Raw genomic sequence first — 24,438 nt, 5'->3', positions numbered from 1 at the left:
TGCACTGTACGGCAGGAGCCTCAGGCCAGATCGGGCACTTCGATCTCGCCGTCGAAAACGGTGGTGGCCGGGCCGGTCATGAACACCGGCTGGTCGTGGCCCGGGGTGTTCTTCCATTCGATGGTGAGCACGCCGCCACGGGTGTGCACATCGACCTTTGCATCGAGCAGACCCAGACGGATGCCAGCCACCACCGCAGCGCAGGCGCCGGTGCCACAGGCCAGGGTTTCGCCCGCGCCGCGCTCGTACACGCGCAGGCGCACCTCGCGGCGGTTCACCACCTGCAGGAAGCCGGCATTCACGCGCTGGGGAAACCGTTCGTGCGATTCGATCCACGGCCCCCAGGCCTGCACCGAGGCGGTCTGCACGTCTTCCACCACCAGCACCGCGTGCGGGTTGCCCATGGAAAGCACCGCCACCGGCACATCCCCGGCATAGGGCAATGCGAGCGGCCAGCGCTCGAAATCGCCCATGGGCTCAGCCTTCAGGTCGCTGGCGTCGAAGGGCACGCGCTCGAGCGCGAACACCGGCGGCCCCATGTCCACCGTGACACCGCCGTCGGCATGCATGCGCAGTTCCAGCTCGCCGTTGACCACTTTCACGCGCAAGGGGTTGCGCTGGCTCAGGCCCTTGTCATGCACGAAGCGCACGAAGCAGCGCGCGCCGTTGCCGCAATGCTCCACCTCGCCGCCATCGGCGTTGTGGATGGCGTATTCGAAGTCCAGTCCCGGGCCGGGTGAAGGCCGCACGCTCAGGATCTGGTCGGCGCCCACACCGAAGTGCCGGTCGGCCAGGAAGCGGTACTGGGCCGTGTTCAGGCCCAGACGTCCCTGCGTCTCGTCGAGCACGACGAAGTCGTTCCCCGCGCCCTGCATCTTGGTGAATCGAATGTGCATGGACGGGATTATCCGCTCGGTCGCGCGGGCACGCACCGCACTGGCGCGAAGCCACAAGCTGGTGCGCAACGCGCGCACCGTCGTGGCCGGCGCCGGACCGATCCGGCTGCATTGCGCACAAATCGGGTGCTTTTTTGTACGCAATCCTGAAGAAAATGCGTACAAACCGCCTGGCACGGCTTATGCAAACGGGAATCGCATGAACGATTCCACGCCCCAGGCCGCCGGCATTGAACTCATCGCGCTGACCAAGCAATACGCCGCGGGCAGCGTGGCGGTGGATGCCATCAACCTGCGCATCGCCAGCGGCAGCTATTGCTGCCTGCTTGGCCCTTCGGGCTGCGGCAAGAGCACGACGCTGCGCATGATCGCCGGCCACGAGACCACCACCAGCGGCGACATCCTGCTGGAGAACCGCAACATCACCCACCTGCCAGCCGCCGGGCGTGGCACGGCCATGATGTTCCAGAGCTTCGCGCTCTTCCCGCACCTCTCGGCGCTGGACAACGTGGCCTTCAGCCTGAAGATGAAGGGCGTGGACAAGACCGCACGCCACCAGCAGGCGCAGGACCTGCTGGAACGCGTGGCCATGGGGCACCTCGCACAACGCAAGCCAGGCGAACTCTCCGGCGGACAGCAACAGCGCGTGGCGCTGGCGCGCGCGCTGATCACGCAGCCGCGCGTGCTGCTGCTTGACGAGCCGCTCTCCGCGCTCGATCCTTTCCTTCGCGTGCAGATGCGCGCCGAACTGCGACGCTGGCAGAAAGAACTCGGGCTGACCTTCATCCACGTCACGCACTCGCAGGAAGAAGCGATGGCGCTGGCCGACACCATGGTGGTGATGGACCACGGCCGCATCGAGCAGGTGGGCTCGCCCCACGAGGTCTACAACCGGCCCACCAGCGAGTTCGTGGCGCGCTTCATGGGTGGCCACAACGTGCTGCAGACCACGCAGGGCAAGGTCGCCGTGCGCAACGACCACATCCGCGTGGCACCGCTGGACAACGGCGAGAACGGGTGGCCGGCTACCGTGAACGACGTCGAGTACCAGGGCAGCTATGTGCTGCTGGGCCTGCACCTGGCCGAAGGCGGTGCAGGTGAAAACGTCTCGGTGATGCTGCCCGAGGCCACGTTCGCCCAACGTCCCTACGCGCCCGGCGACCGGGTCAGCCTGAGCTGGGCGGCCTGGCAGGCGCACAGCTTTGCACCGACCCTCCACGCCTGACACACAGGCCTTCCCTTTTTCCTTTTCCCTCCCCACCACCCGCACCGCAGGAGATTTGCCATGTCCAAGACCGATCACGAGCCCACCACCCCTGCCCTGACGGGCCTGAGCCGCCGCAGCCTGCTGCAAGGCACCGCCGGCATGGCCGGCATCCTGGCCACGGGCCTGGCGCCCGCCGTTCATGCGCAGGAGAAGATCGTGCTGCGCTACCTGGGGACGGCCGTGAACCAGGACAAGGCCATCGCCGAGAAGTTCAAGGCCGACACCGGCATCGAAATCCAGTACGTGGCCGTGACCACCGACGACGTAACCAAGCGCGCCGTGACCGCGCCCAACAGCTTCGACCTGATCGACACCGAGTACTTCTCGCTCAAGAAGATCGTGCCCACCGGCAACCTCAAGGGCATCGACACGAAGAAGATCAAGAACGCCGACAAGATCACGCCGCTGTTCACCACCGGCACGGTCGCCGGCAAGGCGGTGGGCGACCAGGGCACCGCACCCAAGAAGGTGATCTACCTCGAAGGCGAGAAGAGCAAGAAGTTCGCGGCCGCACCGACCCAGTTCATGTCGCTGATTCCCACGGTCTACAACGCGGACACGCTGGGCATCCGGCCCGACCTGATCAAGCGCCCCATCGAAAGCTGGGCCGAGCTGCTCAACCCCGAGTTCAAGGGCAAGGCCGCGATCCTGAACATTCCCTCGATCGGCATCATGGACGCCGCCATGGTGGTGGAGGCCAAGGGCATCCACAAGTACAAGGACAAGGGCAACATGAGCAAGGCCGAGATCGACCTGACGATCAAGACCCTGATCGAGGCCAAGAAGGCCGGCCAGTTCCGCGCGCTCTGGAAGGACTTCAACGAGTCGGTGAACCTGATGGCCTCGGGCGAGGTGGTGATCCAGTCGATGTGGAGCCCGGCCGTGACGGCGGTGCGCACCAAGGGCATCGCCTGCAACTTCCAGCCCCTCAAGGAGGGATACCGCGCCTGGGCTGCCGGTTTCGGCCTGCCGACCACCCTCAGCGGCCGCAAGCTCGACGGCGCCTATGAATTCATCAACTGGTTCCTCGACGGCTGGGCCGGTGCCTACCTGAACCGCCAGGGCTACTACAGCGCCGTGCTCGACACCGCCAAGGCCAAGATGGAAGCCTACGAATGGGCCTACTGGATGGAAGGCAAGCCCGCCTCGCAGGACATCAAGAGCCCCAACGGCGACGTGCTGGCCAAGGCCGGCGCGGTGCGCGACGGCGGCAGCTACGAAGCGCGCATGGGCGGCATCGCCTGCTGGAACGCGGTGATGGACGAGAACGAGTACATGGTGCGCAAGTGGAACGAGTTCGTCGCGGCCTGAACTTGATCTGAAAGCACCATGAGCACCATGACCACCCCCGCCGGACCGCCGTCCATCAGCCCCACGCGCACCGTGAAGGCCTGGTGGCAGGCCGCGCCTTTCACGCTGGTGTTCGTGGTGTTCTTCCTGATTCCGCTGGCGCTCACCGTGATGGTGAGCTTCTGGAACTTCAACGAGTACGAGCTCATTCCCGGCTTCACGCTGCGCAACTACGCCGCCATCTTCGAAGGCTGCTCCACGCTCACCGACCACGGTGACTTCTGCGTCTCGCTCTCCACCTACCTCTCCACGCTCAAGTTCTGCCTGCTGGTGTGGGGCATCACGCTGGTGGTGGGGTTCGCGGTGGCCTATTTCCTGGCCTTCCACGTGCGCTCGCCCGGCATGCAGACGCTGCTGTTCGTGCTCTGTACCGTGCCCTTCTGGACGTCCAACGTCATCCGCATGATTTCCTGGGTGCCGCTGCTGGGGCGCAACGGCCTGGTCAACCAGGGGCTGATGGGTGCCGGCCTGATTGACCAGCCGGTCGAGTGGCTGCTGTTCTCCGACTTCTCGGTGGTGCTGGCCTTCGTGCACCTCTACACCATGTTCATGATCGTGCCGATCTTCAACAGCATGATGCGCATCGACCGCAGCCTGCTCGAAGCCGCCAGCGACAGCGGCGCCAGCAGCTGGCAGACGCTGTGGAACGTGATCGTTCCCCTGAGCAAGACCGGCATCATCATCGGCTCCATCTTCGTCATCACCATCGTCATGGGCGACTTCGTCACCATCGGCGTGATGGGCGGTCAGCAGATCGCCTCGGTGGGCAAGATCATCCAGGTCCAGACCTCGTACCTGCAGTTCCCGCTGGCCGCGGCCAACGCGGTGATCCTGCTGGCCATCGTGCTCATGATCATCTGGGGCCTGACGCGCCTGGTCGACATCCGGAAGGAACTGTGACCATGAACCGAATCGCCGAACCCCGTGCCCCCGGTTTCTGGCCACTTGCGATCGTCTTCGCGCTGTTCGTGCTGTTCATGTACGGGCCGATGTTCGTGATCTTCGTGCTCAGCTTCCAGGGCCCTGAAGGCGGCCTGACGTTTCCGCTGCGCGGGGTCTCGCTGCACTGGTTCCACAAGCTGGCCGAAGGTCTGGGCACGGTGGACATCGGCGCGGCCTTCCTGCGTTCGCTGCTGCTCGGCGGGGTGGTGATGCTCTTCACCGTGGGTCTTTCAGTGCTGGCCGGGCTGGCGTTCCGCAAGCCGCTGCGAGGCGCCAACACACTGTTCTACGTCACCGTGGCCAGCCTGATCATGCCGTCCATCATCGTCTCGCTGGGCATCGGCCTGCAGTTCCGCCTGCTCGATGGCGGGATCAAGTGGCTGCTGGAAGCCGTGGGAGCCACGGGCACGCTGGAGAACTACGGCACGGCGCTGGGCCTCATGACGTCCGCCCTCGGCGCCCACCTCACCTGGACGCTGCCCTTCGGCCTGCTCATCATGTTCGCGGTGTTCAACCGCTTCAACCCGGCTTACGAAGAGGCCGCACGCGATCTCGGCGCAACACCGTGGCAGGGTTTTCGCCATGTGGTGCTGCCATTGATCGGCCCCTCAGTGGTGGGCATCGGCATGTTCGGCTTCACGCTGAGCTGGGACGAGATCGCGCGCACCTCGCAGGCCATCGGCGACGTGAATACCCTGCCACTCGAACTGCAGGGCCTCACCTCGACCGTGACCACGCCGGCCATCTACGCGCTCGGCACCGTGACCACCGTGGTCTCGCTGCTGGTGATGGGCGTGGCGGTGTCGCTGGCCCTGTGGCTGGGCAAGCGACAGAAGAAGGGGCGGGTTGCATGACCGGTGTGCCCACGGCGAGCGACAGCACCATCTACGACCGCGTCGTTTCCGCCATCCTTGACCACCGCCTCCCCCCAGGCACCAAGCTGGTGGAAGACCGGCTGGCCAGCGCGTTCGGCGTCTCGCGCACGCTCATCCGTCCGGTGCTGGTGCGTCTGGCCAATGAGCAGATCGTCACCCTCACGCCGAACCGGGGGGCCACCATCGCGCAACCCAGCGAGCAGGAGGCGCGTGAGGTCTTCGAGGTGCGCCGCATGATCGAATCGCAACTGGTCGAACGCTTCGTGGACCGCGCCGAGCGCGACGACATCCACTTGCTCACGCAGTGCATCCGCGACGAGGAAGCGGCCCGTGAAGCCGGCGAAATGCGCCGCGCGATCCGCCTCTCGGGCGATTTCCACCTGCACATCGCCGACCGCGCCGGGCAGCAGACGATGGGCCGCATCCTGCGCGAGATGGTCTCGCGCACCTCGCTCATCCTCATGACCTACAGCAGCAGCCACGCCCAGGCGCGGCGCGACGCCACCGCTTGTGGCTGCGTGGAACACCGCGCGCTGCTGGCCGCCATCCGCCTGCGCGATGCGCGCGAGGCGGCGAGGCTGATGCGGGAACACCTGCACCGGCTTGAATCGGAACTGGACTTCTCGCCACCGGGTGGCAAAGTGCCCGACCTCGAGGCCCTGTTCGCTCCTGTGATCTGAGATGCGGCAACTGCTGGTCATCAACCCCAACACCTCGGCCAGCGTGAGCGCGCTGCTGCAGACACATGTGCAGCAGGCGGTGGGGCTGCACGTGAACGTGCGCACCGTCACCGCCCGCTTCGGTTCACCCTACATCGCCGACGAAGCCAGCTACGCCGTAGCCACTCACGCCACGCTCGACGCCTGGGCCCACGATCTCGCGGACGAAGCCCGCGCGCCCGACGCCGTCCTGATCGGCTGCTTTGGCGACCCCGGGCTCATGGCCCTGCGCGAGAGCAGCCCGGTGCCCGTGACCGGCCTGGCCGAAGCGGCGTTCATCGAAGCAGCGCGCCACGGGCGCTATGCGATCGTCACCGGCGGCGTGCGATGGGGCCCCATGTTGCAGCGCCTGGCGCAGGCGCTCGGGCAGGCCCAGCAACTTGCCGGCATCCATACCGTCGCGCCCACCGGCGCGCAGCTCGCCGCCGACCCCGTGGCCGCGCGCGCCTTGCTGGCCCAGGCCTGTCGGGACGCTTCGCGCCAGCTGGGCGTGGACGCGGTGATCCTGGGCGGCGCCGGGCTCGCCGGCATGGCGGCGACCGTGCAGTCCGAGGTAACGATTCCCTTGATCGACAGCGTGCTGGCCGGTGCAAACTGGGCCCTGCGCAACGCACCGCTGCCCCCCGCGCGTGAACGAGCCGGCTTCGATGTCGCCTGGCAGGGACTTTCATCTGCGATGGTGGCGCTCGGAACGCAATAAGGTCACTTGCCGCAAAATGCGGAGATGGTCCGCCCCACCCAACTCCTGCACCCTTCCCGCCCGAGCGTTGCCGTTCGCCCCGCCGCCACCGTGCTGCTGCTGCGCGACAGCACCGACCCCGCACGTCCCGGCATCGAGGTGCTGATGACGCGCCGGTCCATGACCGCGAGCTTCGCGCCCGGCGCCTACGTGTTCCCCGGCGGCGGCGTGGATGCGGCCGATGCGCGGGCCCACGCCATTGCCACGCGCCGCGCCACGCAGAGCGACCTGCACCTCACGCAGGCGATCGCCGCCATCCGCGAGAGCTTCGAGGAACTGGGCGTGCTGCTCGCGCACCGGGCGGACGGATCGCCGGTGGACGACAGCGACATCGCCACGCTCGACCGCAAGGCACCCTTTGCCGCCCAGTGCCAGGCCAGGGGCCTCACGCTGGACGGCGCAGGCGTGTTCGTGCTGGCGCACTGGATCACCGACCGCGACCTGCCGCGCCGTTTCGACGTACCCTTCCTCGTGGCGCGCATGCCGCAAGGCCAGGTGCCGGTGGCCGACGACGCCGAGCAGTTCGAGCCCTGCTGGGTGCGCCCTGCCGATGCGCTGGAGCGCCACAAGGCCGGCGCTTTCTTCATCATCTTTCCCACCATCCGCACGCTGGAGCGGCTACAGGCCTATCCCGATGTGCAGACCGTTCTGGACGCCTGTGCATCCAACGACCAACCCTTGTGGACCAGCTGCCCGCGCGCCGGCCTCACGCACGGCGCCGAGTCGCGCCACATGGAACACGAGGCGCCATTCGGGGAACTGGCCATGGTGTGCCCGGACGGCCAGATCGTGCACAGCCTGGACTGGCAGCATGAGCAACCGGTGCAACTGCTGAAGAACGTGCAGCGCCTCACCGCACCCAACCCCGGCTACATGACCGGCCCCGGTACCAACAGCTACATCGTGGGCGACCCGGCCAGCGGCCACGTGGTGATCGACCCCGGCCCGGACGAGCCCGAACACATACAACGGCTGTGGCGCGCGGCCGGCGGGCGCATCAACGCCATCGTCTGCACCCATTCGCACCCCGACCATTCCCCCGGCGCCCCGCGCCTGCAGGCCCTGTGCACCGACGCGGGCCTGGCCAAACCACCCATCCTGGGCCTGCCCAGCGAGCCCACCGCGCGCGAAAACAGCCGCTTCTCGCCTGAGCGCTCACTCGCCGACGGCGAGCAGATCGTGCTGGTCGGCCAGTCGGGCGATGGCATGGTGTCGCACACGCTGGAAGTGCTGCACACCCCGGGCCACGCGGCCAACCACCTGTGCCTGGCGCTGGTGGAAGACGGCCTGCTGTTCACCGGCGACCACGTCCTCAACGGCAGCACCACGGTGATCGACCCGCCCGACGGCAACATGGGCGCTTACCTCGATTCGCTCGACAAGCTCGACGCCGCCTGCGAGCGCCACGCCATCGAGTTCATCCTGCCCGCGCACGGCCACGTGCTGGGCGACCTGCGGCGCAGCGAAGACAACCCATCAGCGCCGGTGAATGGCGGTGCTCGCGCGGCGATTGCGCAACTCAAGGCGCACCGGTTGAAGCGCGAGGCCAAGGTGGCCCAGGCGCTGCAGGCATTGCCCGAAGGCTCGCCCGACGACTGGGTGAAGATCGCCTACGACGACGTGCCCGAGCGCCTGTGGCCCGTGGCCAAGCGCTCTCTGATGGCGCATGTGGAGCGCATCCAGAGCCTGGGTGGCTTCAATCTCTGAAGCCAGAGCGACCGCCCAGCGCGGAGGCAACGGGCCAGCCGCCGGGCCGCCCCAAGGCAGGCCCAGCCCCCTCGGGGGGCAGCGACCCGCGCAGCGGCGGAGCGTGGGGGTTAAAAGTGTGAAGCGCACCGATAAGCCGGATTCTGTGCATCCAGGTTGCCCTGGATGTGACCGCCATTCATCTGGGCCGGGGATCGCTCCCCGGCTCGGTGCCACCTACCCGCCAGCTCTCCTCGCGGAACCACGAGGATCGTCAACACGGCGAACCATGTCGCCTCAGGCTGGCCTATTTGGTGTTGCTGCGCGTAGAGATTGCCCGTTTCACCCGCACTGAAGCGGCTCGTCTCTGTTGCTCTGATCCTCACCTTAGGGCCCTTCGGGCGAACCCTCGAGGCTTGTCGGTGGAGAGGTGTTACCTCCTACGCTGTCCTGTGCAGTCCGGACATTCCTCCAGCACACCCTTTCGGGATGTCGTGCCAGCGGCGGTCTGGTGCGCTTCACCGCGCGATTATCCCCTGCATCACACGAGGCGTTCGATCTTGCGGTGGCGCCACACCAGCCGGTAGTAGGCGGTCTGCAGCACCAGCATGGCCACGTAGGCCACCGGGAACGCGATCCATACACCCGGCAGGCCCATTTGGGCGTCCAGCACATACGCAGCGGGCAACTGGATGGCGAGGATGCAGAAAACCGAAATGGCCATGGGCACGAGCACCACGCCACTGGCCCGCATGAGGCCGCCCACCACCGCCTGGAAACCGAACACCAGGATGCTCCACAGCATGATGTGCAGCAAGTGCTCGGCCTGCATGCGCACCTGCGGTTCGGTCAGGAACAGGCCCAGCAGACTGTGCGAGAGCGCATAACCCAGCAGCACCAGGCTGCCGGTGAGCGCCGCGTTGAGCCACAGACCCGTGCGCAGGATCGCGCCCAGCCGGTCGACCCGGCCCGCCCCGATCGACTGCGCCGCCAGGATGGAGGCCGTGATGGCGATGGACAACGCCGGGAACTGCACGTAGTTCACGATCTGCGTGACCGCGCCATACGCTGCCGTGGCTTGCGAACCATGGCCGTTCACCAGCGCCAGGATCACGAGCTCCGACATGGAGATCACCACCATCTGCAAACCGGTGGGCAGGCCGATGCGCATCACCTTGGCGAGGATATCGCGGTCCAGCTTCAAAGCCGCCAGCAACTCGCGGTCGAACGCCAGCACGTGGCGCAGCCGACGCAGCCGCCAAACCAGAAAGCCCAGCGCCGCCGCGTACGACACCAGCCCCGCGTAGGCCGCGCTCTGGATACCCAGGCGCGGCAGGCCGAGCCAGCCCTGGATAAGCGCGGGCGTGAGCAGCAGGCCCAACGCCGTCGACAGCAGCAACGCCAGCAGGGGCGAGACGGTGTCGCTCACGCCGCGCAGCAGCTGCGTGAACAGGATGAACACCAGCAGCAGCGGCATGATGAGCAGCATCACGCGCGCATAAGCCACGGCGTCGTCGATCACGTCCACCGGTGTGCCGAGCGCCTGCATGGCCTGCCGCGCGAACACCCCGCCCAGCACGGCAGCCCCCACGCCGATCAGGGCGCCCAGCACCAGTGCCGTGCCTGCAATGGCCTTCACCTTGCCGGGTTCGCGCGCGCCCCAGGCCTGGCCGATCAGCACCGACGCGCCCGCGCCGATGCCGATGACGAGCGAAATGAAGAAGAAGACGATGGGGAACATGCCCGAGACCGCCGCCAGCGCGTGCGTGCCCAGCATCTGGCCGATGAAGATGCCGTTGAGAGTGCCCGACAACCCTTGCAGGATGTTGGACAGCACCATGGGCACGAGAAAGACGAGATAGACGCGCCAGAGCGAGCGCTGGTCAGGTTGCTGCATAGGGTTCCAGTGGAAATATTCGGAATGTCAGGCAGTGGGCGCGAACGCATCGCACGCGAGCCAGGCCAGGTGCGCCTGCACGTCGGGTGGCCAGTCGGCAATGCGGTGGGCGAAGGCTTCGGCGTCCTGAGCAAAGAGCGCGCGGGACGCTTCTTCGAAGCCTGCGAAGCCGCCCGCAATGGCACTCATGAAACGGTACGCCCGCTCCTTGGCCATTCGCTGATCGTCGCGATCAGCGTGCACGCGTCGAGCATCCTCGACCAGCCGCCGCAAGGCGGCTGACGCGCCACCGGGTTGCTGCGCCAGCCAATCCCAGTGGCGGGGCATCAGCGTCACCTCGCGCGCCACCACGCCCATGCGCGGTCGCCCCACTTGCGGCGCAGCCGCCGGCATCGGCGCCTTCACCTCTCTGGTGGGCACCTCGGGATAGCCGCGGGGCCAGGGATGATCGACCTGTGCACCAGTGGCGTCGTCGAACACGAGCAAACCACCGGCGGAGAGGTCGAGTGCGGACAGGGCACTTGAAACTGCTTCATAAGTGCCAAAAGCCACTCGGCGCGCGCCCAGAAAAGCCGTGCAGGAGGGGGAATCAGTGGTCGCCATGCGACGAATTATACCCGGGTTTATTATTTTTACCCGGGTTATTTAAACAAAAAAAGAAACGTCCTCGTGGCATTCACAATACGCGGGCTCCGTCATCTGCTTGATCAACACAAGCCCCACGACACATGATCCGACTCTCCGAACTCAAGCTGCCCCTGGCCGCGGTGCCCGCCGAGCACCGACGCGCCGCCGACGCGCCCGCCGAGACCGACCTCGACCGCGAACCACCTCCCCACCCTGGAAAAGCGCTGACCCGTCTGGCGGCCGATGCACTCGGCATTGATCCGACCGCCATCGCGCAACTGCACGTTTTCAAACGCAGCTTCGATGCACGCAAGGCCGACCTGCTGGCGGTTTACATCGTGGACGTGACGCTGGCCGACCCGGCGCGCGAGGCCGTGCTGCTCACACAGCACGCCGGCAAACCCCATGTGCAACCCACGCCCGACATGGCCTGGCATGCACCCGGCCAGGCACCGGCAGGATGGCCAGCCATCGAGGCAGAGCGACCCGTGGTGGTGGGCCTGGGCCCTTGCGGCCTGTTCGCCGCGCTCGCGCTGGCACAGATGGGCCTGAAACCCATCGTGCTCGAACGCGGCAAACCGGTGCGCGAGCGCACCAAAGACACCTGGGGCCTGTGGCGACGGCACGTGCTCAATCCCGAGAGCAACGTGCAGTACGGCGAAGGTGGCGCCGGCCTGTTTTCCGACGGCAAGCTCTACAGCCAGATCAAGGACCCACGCTTCCTGGGCCGCAAGGTGATGCATGAGTTCGTGGAAGCCGGCGCGCCCCCCGAGATCCTCTACACCGCGCACCCACACATCGGCACCTTCAAGCTGGTGCGCGTGGTCGAGGCCATGCGCGAGAAGATCGTGGCGCTCGGAGGCGAGATCCGTTTCCAGCACCAGGTGCAGGGTTTCGAGCTCGCCCGCGAAGGCGACGCCCAACGCATGGCCGCGCTGAACGTGAAGCGCCTGGACACCGGCGAATCGTTCGTTCTACCGGCGCGGCGCGTGGTGCTGGCGCTGGGTCACAGCTCGCGCGACACCTTCGCGCATTTGTGGGACGCGGGTGTGTTCATGGAAGCCAAGCCGTTCTCCATCGGCTTTCGCATCGAACACCCGCAGGGCGTGATCGACCGCGCGCGCTGGGGGCGCCACGCAGGCCACCCGCTACTGGGCGCAGCCGACTACAAGCTCGTGCACCACGCAAAAAACGGGCGCGCCGTCTACAGCTTCTGCATGTGCCCGGGCGGCATGGTGGTGGCCGCCACGTCCGAACCCGGGCGCGTGGTCACCAATGGCATGAGCCAATATTCGCGCAACGAGCGCAACGCCAACGCCGGCCTGGTGGTGGGCATCGAGCCCACCGATTTCCCGTTGACGTTCCCGCAGCACCTCCCCGACTGGACCGCCGCCTTCGGGGAAACCGACGGCACGCGGTACGCCACCGAGGCTGAAGCGCTGTCCGGACAGGGGAAGGCGCATCCCCTGGCAGGCATCGTGCTGCAGCGCTCCCTGGAGGCGGGCGCCTACCAACTGGGCGGCGGCAACTACGACGCGCCAGGCCAGCTGGTGGGCGACTTCCTGAAACAGCAGGCGTCGAACGCGCTTGGGGACGTGGAACCGTCGTACCAGCCGGGCGTGAAACTCGTCGACCTCGCTCCCGCCCTGCCCGCCTACGCCATCGAGGCCATGCGCGAGGCCTTGCCGGTGTTCGGCCGCAAGATCAAGGGCTACGACATGGCCGACGCCGTGCTCACCGGCGTGGAGACCCGCACGTCTTCGCCCCTGCGCATCACCCGCGGCCCCGACCACCAGAGCCTGAACACACGCGGGCTGTACCCCGCTGGCGAAGGCGCGGGCTACGCAGGCGGCATCCTCTCGGCCGGGGTGGATGGCCTGAAGGTCGCGGAGGCGCTGGCCCACGATCTGCTGGGCATTTCTCACGAACCTGCAACGAATCTTTACAAAGAGCGCATGCCGGCTTGACACAGCGGGCGCAGAGTCCAGACTACCCCCATCAGGAGTTCCCCATGAAAACCCCCGTTCTGATTCCCGTGATGACCGGCCTGCTAGCACTGGCCGGCAGCGGCGTCGCGCAGGCTCAGGAAGAACAAGGCCGCGTCATCAGCAGCACCCCGGTCATCCAGCAGGTGGCGGTGCCGCGCGAGGTGTGCAGCGACGAGAGCGTGACCTATCAAGGCCAGAAGTCCGGCGCCGGCGCGGTCATCGGCGGCATCGCCGGTGGCGCCATGGGCAATGCCATCGGCAACGGCAGCGGCCGCGCCGCCGCCACCGTGATCGGGCTGATCGGCGGTGCCATCGTCGGCAACCGCGTCGAAGGCCCCGGCCAGCCCCAAACCGAAACCTACCGCCAGTGCAGCACGCAGACCTACTACGAGAACCGCCCTGTGGCCTACGACGTGGTCTACGAGTACGCCGGCCGCCAGTACCGCGTGCAGATGCCGCAGGACCCGGGCCGCTTCGTACGCCTGAACGTCTCGCCGGTCGACGCCATGCCGCCTCCGCCGCCCGTCGTGACCTACCCGGCTTACCGGCCTCAGGTGCAGTACGTGGAGCCCACCACCCGCATCACCATCGGCACGCAGTACTACCCCTACGGCGGGCAGGCTGTGGTGCCGATCCATGGCTACCGCTGGGGCCCGGGCTATTACGACCCACGCCGTGACGACGGCCGGCGCGGCAACGATCGGTATGGCCATCGCGACAACAACCGTTGGGACAACAACCGCGGCAACAACGACAACCGTTGGGACCGCAACCGCTGACCTGCGAACGGCCAAAGAAAAAGCGACCCGAGGGTCGCTTTTTCTTTGGCCGGGCTCTCGCTCAATTCTTCTGGAGCGCAGCGATGCGTTCTTCAATCGGCGGGTGGGTGCTGAACAGCTTGCCCAGACCCCCCGTGATGCCCAGCGCCTGCATGGTCTTGGGCAGTTCGCCGGGCGTGAGGCCACCCAGGCGGGCCAGCGCGTTGATCATGGGCTGCTTGCGGCCCATGAGGTTGGCGGCGCCCGCATCGGCGCGGAACTCGCGCTGGCGGCTGAACCAGGCCACGATGATGGCGGCGAGGAAACCGAGCACGATGTCCATCACGATCGTGGTGATCATGTAGCCGATCCCAGGGCCGGAGTTGCTGTCGCTGCCGCGGCGCAGGAAGCTGTCGACCGCGTAGCCGATAACGCGGCTGAGAAAGACCACGAAGGTGTTCATCACGCCCTGGATCAGCGTCATGGTGACCATGTCGCCATTGGCCACGTGCGCCACCTCGTGGCCGATCACGGCCTCGACTTCCTCTTTCGTCATGTTCTGCAGCAGGCCGGTGGACACCGCCACCAGCGCCGAATTCTTGAACGCACCGGTGGCGAACGCATTGGGCGCACCTTCGAAGATGGCGACCTCGGGCATGCCGATGCCGGCCTTGTCGGCGAAACGGCGCACGGTCTCCACGATCCAGGCTTCGTCGGCGGTCTGCGGCTGGTTGATCACGCGCGCGCCGGTGCTGAACTTGGCCATGGGCTTGCTCATCAGCAGCGAGATGATGGCGCCGCCAAAGCCGATGACGAGCGAGAACCCGGCCAGTGCCGTCATGTTCAGCCCGTTGGCCGTGAGGAACCGGTCCACGCCCAGGATGCGGGTGGTGATCAACAGCACCGCCATGACGGCGAAGTTGGTCAGGACGAACAGCAGGATGCGCTTCATGTTTTCTCCGTTGTTGCAGCGGCGTCGGGGTCGCCGGCTGCGCATGTGACCCTTGCGGGTCTTCCAGGTTCCCGATGCTTCGGGGGTGTCGGCACCCGGTGCCGCCCCCTTCGGGACGGCGCATGATACCGAGAATCCAGTATGAGGCCGCGGCCCCGGAAATCAAGCGCGCGGCGCCCGGAACACGGCCGGATCGTCGTAGAAACCCGCTACCTCGTTCGCCGGCCACCAGCCGGGTACGCCCAGCACCGGCAGGGGCGTGAAGGGCTTGCTGGCCAGGGTCGGTCCGTCCAGTCGGGCCGCCAGCCAGGTGTCCCACGCGGCAAGGTCATCGGCGAGCGCGGGCGGCACCGTATCGCGGAACACATGGGCGGTGATCGACTTGTACGGCGCTACCAGCTTCTCCAGCAGCGCGTGGCCAAAGAGCACCAGCCGCGCCTCAGTCCACAACGCGCGGTGTGTGACAAAGAGGGCCTGCCAGTCTCGCGCCAGCAGCGCGTCCCAGATCGGCTCGGGCGCCTGCAGCAACGCAGCGTTCTCGTCGAACAGCGTGAGCGCGTCGCGCACCGGGCCGCGCACGGAGCCAATGCCCGCGGCTGCGATCTCCGACGCCTGCAGCTGGTTCAGGCGCTGCTTGGTCAGCGGAAAGCGTCGCCAGCACAGGCCATTGAAGAAATCGTGCAGGTTCTCGCGCGTGGGCACCTGCGCGGTGTCGAAGATGAACTGCTCGTAGGCCATGCCGGGCGGCAGGGCGTCCTGCGGCACGAAGCGCACCGGGCAACCCGGCTGGGCACCCAGCGCCTGCGGCAGCGGTTGCCCCTGCTCGATGGCCGAGGACACCGCCTTGCCGTGGTCCGCCAGCGGCGCGAACCACGCCGCGTTCCAGTCGGGCCAGGGCTTCAGGCCACCAGCCTCCACGGCAGCGCCTCGCCACCGCGAAGCGGCTTCAGGTCTGCCTGGCCAAAGCGGAAGCTCTCGGGCGTGGTCCAGCTCTCGCGCTTCAGGGTGATGGTGCCGGCATTGCGCGGCAGGCCATAGAAGGCCGGGCCGTGGAAGCTGGCGAATCCTTCGAGTTGGTGCAGCGCGTTCACCGAGTCGAAGGCCTCGGCGTACATCTCGATGGCAGCGTGCGCGGTGTAGCAACCCGCGCAGCCCATGGCGTGCTCCTTCAGGTGCGCTGGGTGTGGCGCGCTGTCGGTACCGAGGAAGAACCGGTCGCTGCCGCTGATGGCGGCGGCCAGCAGGGCCTGGCGATGCGTCTCGCGCTTGAGCACCGGCAGGCAGTAGTAGTGCGGGCGGATGCCGCCGGTGAAGATGGCATTGCGGTTGAACAGCAGGTGGTGCGCGGTGAGCGTCGCCGCCGTGTGTGTGCCCGCCTCGGCCACGTACTGGGCCGCCTCTTTCGTGGTGATGTGCTCCATCACGATCTTCAGTTCAGGAAAGTCGCGCCGCAGCGGAATGAGCTGCTCGTCGATGAACACCGCCTCGCGATCGAACAGGTCGATGTCGGACGAGGTGACTTCACCATGCACCAGCAGCAGGATGCCAGCTCGCTGCATGGCCTCGAGCGTCTTGTAGGTCTTGCGGATGTCCGTCACGCCGGCGTCGCTGTTGGTGGTGGCGCCCGCCGGGTAGAGCTTGAGGGCCACCACGCCAGCGTCCTTCGCGCGCGCAATCTCGTCGGGCGGCAGGTTGTCGGTGAGGTAGAGCGTCATCAGCGGCTCGAAGCTCACGCCTTGCGGCACGGCAGCGCGGATGCGGTCCCGGTAGGCGATGGCCTGCGCCGCGGTGGTCACCGGCGGCTTGAGGTTGGGCATGATGATCGCGCGGCCGAACTGCGCGGCGGTGTGCGGCACCACGGTGTGGAGCGCTTCGCCGTCGCGAACGTGCAGGTGCCAGTCGTCTGGCCGGGTGAGCGTAAGGGTGTCGGTGGGGGTTCGGGGTGCGGCGTTCATGCCGCGATTGTCTCAAACCGCCGGACTGCCCAGGCTCTCCCCGAGCCGGTTCCAGAACACCTGCACCGCCCGCTTGCCCTTCTGCGCGTCCAGCGGCCGGGCGCGGTAGATACGGATGTCGAGTGACGTCTCCAGCCCGTCGCCGGCCGACACCAGCCTTCTGGCAGCCACTTCGTTGCGCACCGCGCTGGCCGGCAGGAAGGCGATGCCGTGGCCTTCGAGTGCCATGGCTTTCAGACCTTCGGCCATGTCGGTTTCGTACAGGCGGTCCAGGTGCATGGGTGTGGTGCTCTGCTTGAGCATCTGGTCGACCGCGCGGCCGAGGTAGGCACCCGGGGCGTAGGCCAGGTAAGGCTGGGGATGGCTGGCACTGCCAGGCAGCGCGTACAGGGGGGCGCCCTTGGGGGTGGGCTTCACGTACGGCGCGAGCAGTTCCTGGCCCAGAGGCAGCATTTCGTAGCGTGTGGCGTCGAGCTGGATCGGTTGCGAGGCGTGGTGGTAGGCGATCAGCAGGTCGCAACTGCCCTCCACGAGTCGCATCACGGCGTCGTGCACGTTCATGGCGATGAGCCGGCTCTTGATCGGTCCGCAGGTCTCGCGCAGGCCGGAGAGCCACGAAGGAAAGAAGGTGAACGCCAGCGTGTGCGGCACGGCGAATTCGATCACGTCCTGCGCGGCGGCGGTGTGGGCACGCAGCATGGCGCGCGTGCTCTGCAGCGACTGCAACATTTCCAGCGCCTGGTCGTACAGCGTCTGGCCGGCGGGGGTGAGGCGCGTGGGATAGGAAGACCGGTCCACCAGGTCGGTGCCAGCCCAGGCTTCCAGGGACTGGATGCGTCGGGAGAAGGCGGGCTGGGTGACGTGGCGCAGTTGCGCCGAGCGGCTGAAGCTTCTCGTTTCCGCAAGACTGACGAAGTCTTCAAGCCATTTGGTTTCCATGACGCGCGATTATGGGGTGGTGTGGATGGTCGAACGGGTGGGAGTTACACCAGCCCGGGCTCAATCCACCCCACTCTGCTGCAAAGCCCACATGCCCGCGTACACGCCGTCCCTGGCGACCAGATCCGCATGCGCCCCGCGCTCCACGATCTCGCCGTTGACCAGCACCAGGATCTCGTGCGCGTCCACCACCGTGGACAACCGATGCGCGATCACCAGCGTGGTCTTGTTGCGCGCGGCGCTCTTCAGTTCGGCCTGGATGGCACGTTCATTGGCCGAGTCCAGCGCCGAGGTGGCCTCGTCGAAGATGACGATGGGCGGGTTCTTGAGCAGCGTGCGCGCGATGGCCACGCGCTGCTTTTCGCCGCCCGAGAGCTTCAGCCCCCGTTCGCCCACCATGGTCCTGTAACCCAGCGGCAGGCGCTCGATGAAGCTGTGGATGTGCGCGGCCTGCGCGGCCTGCACCGCCGCGTCGTGCCCCGCATCGGGGCGGCCGTAGAGGATGTTGTATTCGATGGTGTCGTTGAACAGCACCGTGTCCTGCGGCACGATGCCGATGGCCTGGCGCAGGCTGGACTGCGTCACGGCCTTGATGTCCTGGCCGTCAATCGTGATTCGGCCGAAGTCAGCGCCGGGCCGCCCCAAGCTGACTTCAGCCCCCTCGGGGGGCAGCGGACCACGCGCAGCGGGGGAGCGTGGGGGCTCACCGTTCGTCACGTCGTAGAAGCGGTAGAGCAACCTGGCCAGCGTGCTTTTGCCCGAGCCGGACGGGCCAACCACCGCCACCGTCTTGCCAGGTGGAATCTCGAAGCTGATGCCGTGCAGGATCTCGCGCGCCGGCTCGTAGGAGAAGTGCACGTTCTCGAAGCGCACCGCCGGCGGGCCGGCCAAGGCGAGCGGCTGGGCGCCAGGTTCGTCGGCCACTTCGCGTTCCTTCTCCAGCAGCACGAACATCTTGTCCAGGTCGGTCAGGCTCTGCTTGATCTCGCGGTAGAGCACGCCCAGGAAGCCGAGCGGAATGTAGAGCTGGATCATGAAGGCGTTGACCATCACCAGGTCGCCCAGTGTGAGCTCGCCGCTGACCACGCCCTGCGTGGCGCGCCACAGCATGAGCACCAGCGCCACCGCAATCACCAGTTGCTGCCCAGCGTTCAGCATGGACAGCGTGGTCTGGCTCTTGATGCGGGCACGGCGCAGCTTCTCCAGCGCTTCGTCGTAGCGGCGCGCCTCGAAGTTCTCGTTGTTGAAGTACTTCACCGTCTCGTAGTTCAGCAGCGAGTCGATGGCGCGGCTCTGGCTGGTGGACTCGAGCTCGTTCATCTGCCGACGAAACTTCGTGCGCCACTCGGTCACCACCACGGTGAACGTGACGTAGAGCACCAGTGCGACCAGCGTGATCCACACGTAGCCCATGTCGAACTGCGTGCCCAGCAGCGCCAGCACCATGGCCACTTCGATCAGCGTGGGGATGATGCTGTAGAGCGAGTAGGAAATGAGCGACTGCACGCCGCGCGTGCCACGCTCGATGTCGCGCGTCATGCCGCCGGTCTGGCGCTCCAGGTGAAAACGCAGGCTCAGCGCATGCAGGTGGCCGAACACCTGCAGCGCGATGCTTCGCGTGGCGCCTTCGGTGGCCTTGGCGAAAACGAGTTCGCGCAACTCGGTGAACACGCTGGTGGACAGCCGCAGCAAACCGTACGCGAGCAACAGCCCCAGCGGCACCACCAGCATCGCCTCCACGCTGCCGGGCTTGATGGTCATGGCGTCGACCAGTTGCTTGAGCAGCAGCGGCACGCTCACATTGGCCATCTTGGCCGCCACCATGAAGGCCAGCGCCAGCACCACGCGAACCTTGTACTGCCACAGGTAGGGCAACAGGCGTTTGAGGGTGGCCCAGTCGGATCGCGGAACGGCCTTGTTGCCGGGTGCGCCGGGGCTGGCCGGCAAGGCGATGGTGGATCGGGCGGAGGAATCGGGGCGCATGCAGGAGAATGGAGATCGTCGTCCAGAGATTGTGCCCATGTCCCTCGAATCAAGCCCCAACCCCGACACCACCCTGCCGCAAGACCGGGAACTGGTGCTCAAGGTCATCCCCATGCCCGCCGACTGCAACGCCAACGGCGACATTTTTGGCGGCTGGGTGATGGCGCAGGTCGACCTGGCCGGTGCCGTGCTGCCGGCGCGCTACGTGCGCGGGCGCATGGCCACCGTGGCGGTGAACCAGTTCATCTTCAAGCAGCCGGTGCGGGTGGGCGACATCCTGAGCTTCTTCTCGCACATCACTCGCGTGGGACGAACGTCCATCACCGTGCAGGTAGAGGTGTACGCCGAGCGTTTCCTGACCCAAGGCCAGTATGTGAAAGTGACCGAAGCCAGCCTGACCTACGTGGCCATCGACATGGAAGGCCGGCCTCGGCCCATTCCCCGCGATGGCCTGAACCTGCCCGGGCTGGCGGGCTGATCAACGGCCTTCGGGCCAACGCGAGCGCCAGGTGGCGTAGATGCGGGCGGCCAGCGCCTGGCTACCGGCCTGATGCCTGGCGGTGGCGGCGTTCATCGAAGCCGGGTCCTGCACGCTGTCGGGGAAGCGTCGCACGTTCACCGGATAGGCTTCGCCCGGCTGGCCCAGCCAGACGGCGATCTTCTGCGGCGTGATCTCGATGTGGAATTGCATGCCCAGGTGGGGGCCGATGGCAAAGGCCTGGTGCGCGCAGGCGGACGACGAAGCCAGCAGCTCGGCGCCCGGCGGCAGGTTCACGAAGCCGTCCTGGTGCCACTGGTACACGGTGTGCGTGGTCGATTCGCCGAACCACGCGCGCGCCGCCACGCTGCCCGTGTGCGCCATCGGCCACCAGCCCACTTCCGGCACCGGCAACTTGTCCACGCGCCCACCCAGCGCCTTCGCCATGAGCTGCCCGCCCAGGCAGTGCCCGAGCACGGGAATGCCGAGCGAATCGGCTTCACGAATCAAGGCTTCAGCCTGCCGAAGCGTGAGGCGGTCATCGTTGGCGCTCCAGGCGCCGCCGAGCACCGCGAGGCCCCGGTAGCCGCGTACGCTGGGCGGGTAGGCTTCACCGGCTTCGGCGCAGAGAACATGCCACGCGATGCCGTGCGCATCCAGCCACTCGCCCAGGTAGCCAGGGCCGTCCTCGTTGAGGTGTTGAAGGATGAGGACGTCGGCGCGGTCGGGTTGCATGGCCCCATCCTAATGCGGTCACTTGCATCCCAATCCACCGCGGGGGACTCAGAACTTCCCGTGCCGCCCCTGGCCCGAAGCGAAGCGCCGCGCGCCTTCCAGCGCGTCGGGGATGCGCTCCCGGCCACGCACCCATTCCTGGTGCAACGCCTCACCCAGCGGCAGGTCCCATTGCCGCAGCGCGCTTTCACGGTCGGCGCGCATGGTGGCCTGGGGAAACGCGGCGAGCTGGCGCGCCAGCGCAATGGCGGCTTCTCGTGCCTCGCCCTTGGGCACGACGCGGTTGGCCAGGCCCATCTGCAAGGCCTCGGTCGCCTCCACCTTGCGGCCCGTGAGGATGAGGTCCATCGCATGCCCCATGCCGATCAGGCGCGGCAGGCGCACGGTGCCGCCGTCGATCAGCGGCACGCCGAAACGGCGGCAGTAGACGCCGAAGTACGCGTCTTCCTCCACCACGCGCATGTCGCACCACAGCGCCAGCTCCATGCCGCCGGCCACGGCCGCGCCACTCACGGCGGCGATCACCGGTTTCGAGAGCTGCAGGCGCGACGGCCCCATGGGGCCAAGCGGGCGGTGGTCATCAGGTTCGAAATCCAGGTCCAGCCCGCCGGTGTCGCCCGATTCGGACAGGCGCGCGCCGTATTGCAGATCCCAGCCGGCACAGAAATGGCCGTGTGCGCCATGGAACACCGCCACCTTCGCGTCGGCGTCGTCGTCGAAGGCGAGGAAGGTGTCGAACAGGGCACGCGCGGTCGGGCTGTCGACCGCGTTGCGAACCTCGGGCCGGTCGAGCGTGACCACCCAGACATCGCCCAGCCTCTCCGTTTTCACGGCGTTCATGGCCACACCCCCACGCGGGCCTGGTTCATGGCTTCGCCCAGTTCGTCCTGCGTCACATTGATCTCCATGCGCAACAAGGCCCCCGCCATGGCTTTCCCCAGGTTGTCCAGCCGCAGATTGCGCGCGCCACCACCTTGCAGGGCGCCGCGCAGCACGAACTTCAGCGCCAGGATGTTCGGCAGCGGCCAGGCGTCCACCTCGCCGCTCAGCCAGGGCGCGAAATGCGCCTGCACGCGTTCGGCGGTGACTTCGCGCTCCAGCAGGCGATAGCCGGCCTCGTTCCAGGCAAACAGGCCGAAGTCCACCCAGTCGGCCTTGTCGCCACTGCGGGCGTGCGCGATGCGCACCAGCGGAATGCGCACCGTGTTCATGCGGCCTCTCCAAAGAACTGGACCTGGACGCTGGCCTCCACCGCCGCGCGCGGAATCAGCGTCGGCCAGATGCCCAGCAGCTCGCTGGTGTTGTGCAGGCCGGTGAAGCCGCAGGTGTAGGCCGGGCCGCTCAGCCCGATCCAGGGGAACAGCCGGCCAAAGCCGTCGGCGGCGCCCTTGTCCTGCGTGCGCAGCACCATGCGCGTCCATATCTCGTTGCTCTGGTTCAACGCGTCCGCTGCGGGCAACGGTGCCAGCGCGCCGTGTGCCGAGTTCAGCCCCGGGTACTCCACGTACAGCTCGTCGTATGGAATGCGCTTCTCCTTCAGCAGGGTGCGGATGGTGGCCTGCGCGGCCTGCGCCTTGTCCCAGGCATCGGGCCAGGAAAAGCCCCAGGTGACCTCGGCCTTGTAGCCATCGCGGAAACCCGCCACCACCTTGAGCGTGTCGGTCGGGGCGCCGCCTTTCGCGCCGGTCAGCCGCACGCGGTCCCCGCCCTCGTCCTTCAACTCGATGCGGCCCATGTCCAGCACCACGTCGGGCGAAAAATAGGCGTGCGGGTTGTGCACCTCGTAGAGCAGTTGCTGGCGCACGGTGTCGAAGTTCACGCGCCCGCCGGTGCCCGGCGCCTTGGTGATGAGCGCGCTGCCGTCTTCCCACACTTCCGCAATGGGGTAGCCAATGTGCGCCAGGTCCGGAATGGCCTGCCACTCGCTCTGGCTGCCGAAATTGCCGCCACTGCCCTGACCGGAGCATTCCAGCAGGTGGCCCACGGTGAGGCCCTGCGCGAGGCGGTCCAGGTCTTCGCTCTGCGTGGCGCCATCGAGTTTCCAGCCCAGGCCGTGCACCAGAGGCCCCAGGAACAGCGCGGCATCGGCCACGCGGCCGGTGATGACGATCTCCGCACCCTCATCCAGCGCACGCACGATGGGTCGCGCGCCCAGGTACGCGTTGCCGAACACCAGGCGGTTGCGCACCTGCGCCAGCGGCTCGCCGGTGAAGAGGTGACCGAAGTCGCCGGCCGGCGTGGCCTCGTCCAGCAAGCGTGGCAACACATCGTCGCCGCTCACCACAGCGATGCGCGCCTTCCAGCCCTTTTGGGCAAAGGCCGCGAGCACCGCCTGCGCCGCACCCTGCGGGTTCAACCCCCCGGCGTTGCAGACGAAGCGCACACCGCGCTCGCGCATCAGCGGCCAAAGCTTCATCAGCATGGGCACCACGTCGCGCGCGTAGCCCAGCGTCGCGTCGCGCTGGCGGTCTTTCTGCAGGATGGCGAGTGTGAGTTCGGCCAGATGGTCGCTCGCGATGAACTGCACGCCGCCGCGTTCGATGCTCGCGGCCACAGGCTCCCAGTTGTCGCCGTAGAACCCGAGACCGGCGCCGATGCGAATGGACTTCATGGGTGTGATCTTGCTGGCACCTGAGCGACTCTTGATGGGGGACAACCCCTAGCGGCAGTCCCGGGCAAGACAGCTATAAATTGCGCACGCCGACTCGACATGCTGCAACAAAGTTTGCAGCAGAACCTGGCCACGGTGCGAAGAACGACAAGGAGACACGTGTGCAATTGCTGCAGCTGCTGATCAGCGGCGTGGCCCAGGGATGTATCTACGGACTCATCGCACTGGGCTTTGTGCTGATCTACAAGGCCACCGAGACGGTGAGCTTCGCCCAGGGCGACCTCATGATGGTCGGCGCCTTCTTCGGCCTGGCGGCCATGACCATGCTGGGCTTCCCGTTCTGGCTCTCGGTGCCCGCCGCCATCATCGGCATGGGCCTGTTCGGCGTGATCGTCGAACGGGTGGTGATCCGCCCCATCCTGGGGCAGCCGGCCTTTTCCATCGTCATGCTCACCATCGGCGTGGGCTACGTGCTGCGCGGGCTCATCACCATGATCCCCGACATCGGCACCGAAACCCACACCCTGCCCGTGCCCTACGCGAATGAAGTGCTGCGCATGGGCCCGCTGGTCGTTTCGGCGGAGCAGGTGGTGGTGATCGGCTCCACCGCGCTGCTGTGCGCCGGGCTCTTCGCCATGTTCCGCTACAGCAAGCTGGGCATTGCCATGCAGGCGTCTTCGCAGAACCAGCTGGCGGCCTACTACATGGGCATTCCGGTCAAGCGCCTCAACGGCCTGGTGTGGGGTCTGGCCGCCGGTGTCGCGGCCATCGCCGGCCTGCTGCTCGCGCCCATCACCTTCGTGCACGCCAACATGGGCTTCATCGGCCTGAAGGCCTTCCCCGCCGCGGTGGTGGGTGGCTTCGGCAGCCTGCCCGGCGCCATCGTGGGCGGTCTCATCATCGGCATCGTCGAAGCGCTCTCGGGCTTCTACCTGCCCGAAGGCTTCAAGGACGTGGCCCCTTACGTCGTGGTCCTGCTCATGCTCGTGCTCAAGCCCAACGGCTTGTTCGGCGAAAAGCTGCGCAAGAAAGTCTGAGGCC

Annotated in this window: 23 protein-coding genes and 1 other RNA gene; 11 read left to right on the top strand and 13 right to left on the bottom strand. The window is 67.0% G+C overall.

Annotation, left to right across the window (positions count from 1 at the left end; translation table 11 throughout):
* Nucleotides 1-20: 20 nt before the first annotated feature.
* Nucleotides 21-896, bottom strand: a complete 876-nt coding sequence (gene dapF / locus ACTIF6_RS01100; RefSeq protein WP_439586157.1) for a diaminopimelate epimerase — start codon at nt 894-896, stop codon at nt 21-23.
* Nucleotides 897-1,095: 199 nt separating this feature from the next.
* Between dapF and ACTIF6_RS01095 the strand changes: the two genes are divergently transcribed.
* Genes ACTIF6_RS01095 through ACTIF6_RS01065 form a run of 7 tightly spaced genes read left to right on the top strand, consistent with a single transcriptional unit; the run spans nt 1,096 to nt 8,495 of the window.
* On the top strand, nt 1,096-2,121 hold the full coding sequence (locus ACTIF6_RS01095) for an ABC transporter ATP-binding protein (RefSeq protein WP_439586156.1): 1,026 nt from the start codon (nt 1,096-1,098) through the stop codon (nt 2,119-2,121).
* A 60-nt stretch (nt 2,122-2,181) separates the two neighbouring features.
* The gene (locus ACTIF6_RS01090) at nt 2,182-3,474 is read left to right on the top strand and encodes an ABC transporter substrate-binding protein (protein WP_439586155.1); all 1,293 of its coding nucleotides are present in this window, start codon (nt 2,182-2,184) and stop codon (nt 3,472-3,474) included.
* Between the two features lie 18 nt (nt 3,475-3,492).
* On the top strand, nt 3,493-4,413 hold the full coding sequence (locus ACTIF6_RS01085; RefSeq protein WP_439586154.1) for an ABC transporter permease: 921 nt from the start codon (nt 3,493-3,495) through the stop codon (nt 4,411-4,413).
* Between the two features lie 2 nt (nt 4,414-4,415).
* Nucleotides 4,416-5,309 (top strand): ABC transporter permease, encoded by an 894-nt coding sequence (locus tag ACTIF6_RS01080; RefSeq protein WP_439586153.1) that lies wholly within the window; start codon nt 4,416-4,418, stop codon nt 5,307-5,309.
* Complete coding sequence (locus tag ACTIF6_RS01075; RefSeq protein WP_439586152.1) at nt 5,306-6,010, top strand: GntR family transcriptional regulator; 705 nt, start codon at nt 5,306-5,308, stop codon at nt 6,008-6,010. Before ACTIF6_RS01080 ends, ACTIF6_RS01075 begins: the two co-directional genes overlap by 4 nt.
* Nucleotide 6,011: 1 nt before the next feature.
* Nucleotides 6,012-6,749, top strand: a complete 738-nt coding sequence (locus ACTIF6_RS01070; RefSeq protein WP_439586151.1) for an aspartate/glutamate racemase family protein — start codon at nt 6,012-6,014, stop codon at nt 6,747-6,749.
* A gap of 24 nt (nt 6,750-6,773) precedes the next feature.
* Nucleotides 6,774-8,495, top strand: coding sequence for an MBL fold metallo-hydrolase (locus tag ACTIF6_RS01065; protein ID WP_439586150.1), 1,722 nt, complete (start codon nt 6,774-6,776; stop codon nt 8,493-8,495).
* 116 nt (nt 8,496-8,611) lie between these two features.
* On the opposite strand, the gene rnpB is transcribed toward ACTIF6_RS01065, so the two are convergent.
* The 3 genes from rnpB to ACTIF6_RS01050 all read right to left on the bottom strand — a co-directional run bounded on the left by rnpB (nt 8,612) and on the right by ACTIF6_RS01050 (nt 10,974).
* An RNA gene (gene rnpB, locus ACTIF6_RS01060) (RNase P RNA component class A) lies at nt 8,612-8,994 on the bottom strand.
* A 21-nt stretch (nt 8,995-9,015) separates the two neighbouring features.
* Nucleotides 9,016-10,371, bottom strand: a complete 1,356-nt coding sequence (locus ACTIF6_RS01055; RefSeq protein WP_439586149.1) for an MATE family efflux transporter — start codon at nt 10,369-10,371, stop codon at nt 9,016-9,018.
* A gap of 27 nt (nt 10,372-10,398) precedes the next feature.
* Entirely contained in the window at nt 10,399-10,974 is a 576-nt protein-coding gene (locus ACTIF6_RS01050) for a DUF2239 family protein (protein ID WP_439586148.1), read from the bottom strand.
* Between the two features lie 125 nt (nt 10,975-11,099).
* Between ACTIF6_RS01050 and ACTIF6_RS01045 the strand changes: the two genes are divergently transcribed.
* Nucleotides 11,100-12,965 carry an NAD(P)/FAD-dependent oxidoreductase gene (locus ACTIF6_RS01045; RefSeq protein WP_439586147.1) on the top strand — a complete coding sequence of 622 codons (1,866 nt, stop codon included), beginning with the start codon at nt 11,100-11,102 and terminating at the stop codon, nt 12,963-12,965.
* 44 nt (nt 12,966-13,009) lie between these two features.
* Nucleotides 13,010-13,765 carry a glycine zipper 2TM domain-containing protein gene (locus tag ACTIF6_RS01040; protein WP_439586146.1) on the top strand — a complete coding sequence of 252 codons (756 nt, stop codon included), beginning with the start codon at nt 13,010-13,012 and terminating at the stop codon, nt 13,763-13,765.
* A gap of 61 nt (nt 13,766-13,826) precedes the next feature.
* Here ACTIF6_RS01040 and htpX read toward each other — a convergent pair whose 3' ends face one another.
* From htpX to ACTIF6_RS01015, 5 genes are all read right to left on the bottom strand, one after another.
* Entirely contained in the window at nt 13,827-14,696 is an 870-nt protein-coding gene (htpX, locus tag ACTIF6_RS01035) for a protease HtpX (RefSeq protein WP_439586145.1), read from the bottom strand.
* Between the two features lie 162 nt (nt 14,697-14,858).
* Nucleotides 14,859-15,614 (bottom strand): DUF3025 domain-containing protein, encoded by a 756-nt coding sequence (locus tag ACTIF6_RS01030; protein WP_439586144.1) that lies wholly within the window; start codon nt 15,612-15,614, stop codon nt 14,859-14,861.
* On the bottom strand, nt 15,596-16,651 hold the full coding sequence (gene pyrC, locus ACTIF6_RS01025) for a dihydroorotase (RefSeq protein ID WP_439586143.1): 1,056 nt from the start codon (nt 16,649-16,651) through the stop codon (nt 15,596-15,598). Before pyrC ends, ACTIF6_RS01030 begins: the two co-directional genes overlap by 19 nt.
* Before the next feature lie 12 nt (nt 16,652-16,663).
* Complete coding sequence (locus ACTIF6_RS01020) at nt 16,664-17,590, bottom strand: LysR substrate-binding domain-containing protein (protein WP_439586142.1); 927 nt, start codon at nt 17,588-17,590, stop codon at nt 16,664-16,666.
* A 60-nt stretch (nt 17,591-17,650) separates the two neighbouring features.
* Nucleotides 17,651-19,573 (bottom strand): ABCB family ABC transporter ATP-binding protein/permease, encoded by a 1,923-nt coding sequence (locus ACTIF6_RS01015; protein WP_439586141.1) that lies wholly within the window; start codon nt 19,571-19,573, stop codon nt 17,651-17,653.
* A gap of 37 nt (nt 19,574-19,610) precedes the next feature.
* Between ACTIF6_RS01015 and ACTIF6_RS01010 the strand changes: the two genes are divergently transcribed.
* Complete coding sequence (locus ACTIF6_RS01010) at nt 19,611-20,051, top strand: acyl-CoA thioesterase (protein ID WP_439586140.1); 441 nt, start codon at nt 19,611-19,613, stop codon at nt 20,049-20,051.
* Here the strand turns inward: ACTIF6_RS01010 and ACTIF6_RS01005 are convergent, their stop codons facing one another.
* Genes ACTIF6_RS01005 through ACTIF6_RS00990 form a run of 4 tightly spaced genes read right to left on the bottom strand, consistent with a single transcriptional unit; the run spans nt 20,052 to nt 23,397 of the window.
* Entirely contained in the window at nt 20,052-20,786 is a 735-nt protein-coding gene (locus tag ACTIF6_RS01005; RefSeq protein WP_439586139.1) for a type 1 glutamine amidotransferase, read from the bottom strand.
* Between the two features lie 48 nt (nt 20,787-20,834).
* Entirely contained in the window at nt 20,835-21,626 is a 792-nt protein-coding gene (locus ACTIF6_RS01000) for a crotonase/enoyl-CoA hydratase family protein (RefSeq protein WP_439586138.1), read from the bottom strand.
* A complete protein-coding gene (locus ACTIF6_RS00995) occupies nt 21,623-21,997 on the bottom strand; it encodes an AtuA-related protein (RefSeq protein ID WP_439586137.1) in 375 nt (124 codons plus the stop codon). The genes ACTIF6_RS01000 and ACTIF6_RS00995 overlap by 4 nt, the downstream gene beginning before the upstream one ends.
* A complete protein-coding gene (locus ACTIF6_RS00990; RefSeq protein WP_439586136.1) occupies nt 21,994-23,397 on the bottom strand; it encodes an acyclic terpene utilization AtuA family protein in 1,404 nt (467 codons plus the stop codon). The genes ACTIF6_RS00995 and ACTIF6_RS00990 overlap by 4 nt, the downstream gene beginning before the upstream one ends.
* Before the next feature lie 161 nt (nt 23,398-23,558).
* Here ACTIF6_RS00990 and ACTIF6_RS00985 point away from each other — a divergent pair, with 161 nt between their 5' ends.
* The gene (locus tag ACTIF6_RS00985; RefSeq protein WP_439586135.1) at nt 23,559-24,434 is read left to right on the top strand and encodes a branched-chain amino acid ABC transporter permease; all 876 of its coding nucleotides are present in this window, start codon (nt 23,559-23,561) and stop codon (nt 24,432-24,434) included.
* Nucleotides 24,435-24,438 lie beyond the last annotated feature (4 nt).

Origin of the sequence: Hydrogenophaga sp. (genome assembly GCF_051860785.1) — a bacterium.
Lineage (GTDB): Bacteria > Pseudomonadota > Gammaproteobacteria > Burkholderiales > Burkholderiaceae_C > Hydrogenophaga.
This window is presented reverse-complemented; position numbering and strand designations above follow the sequence as displayed.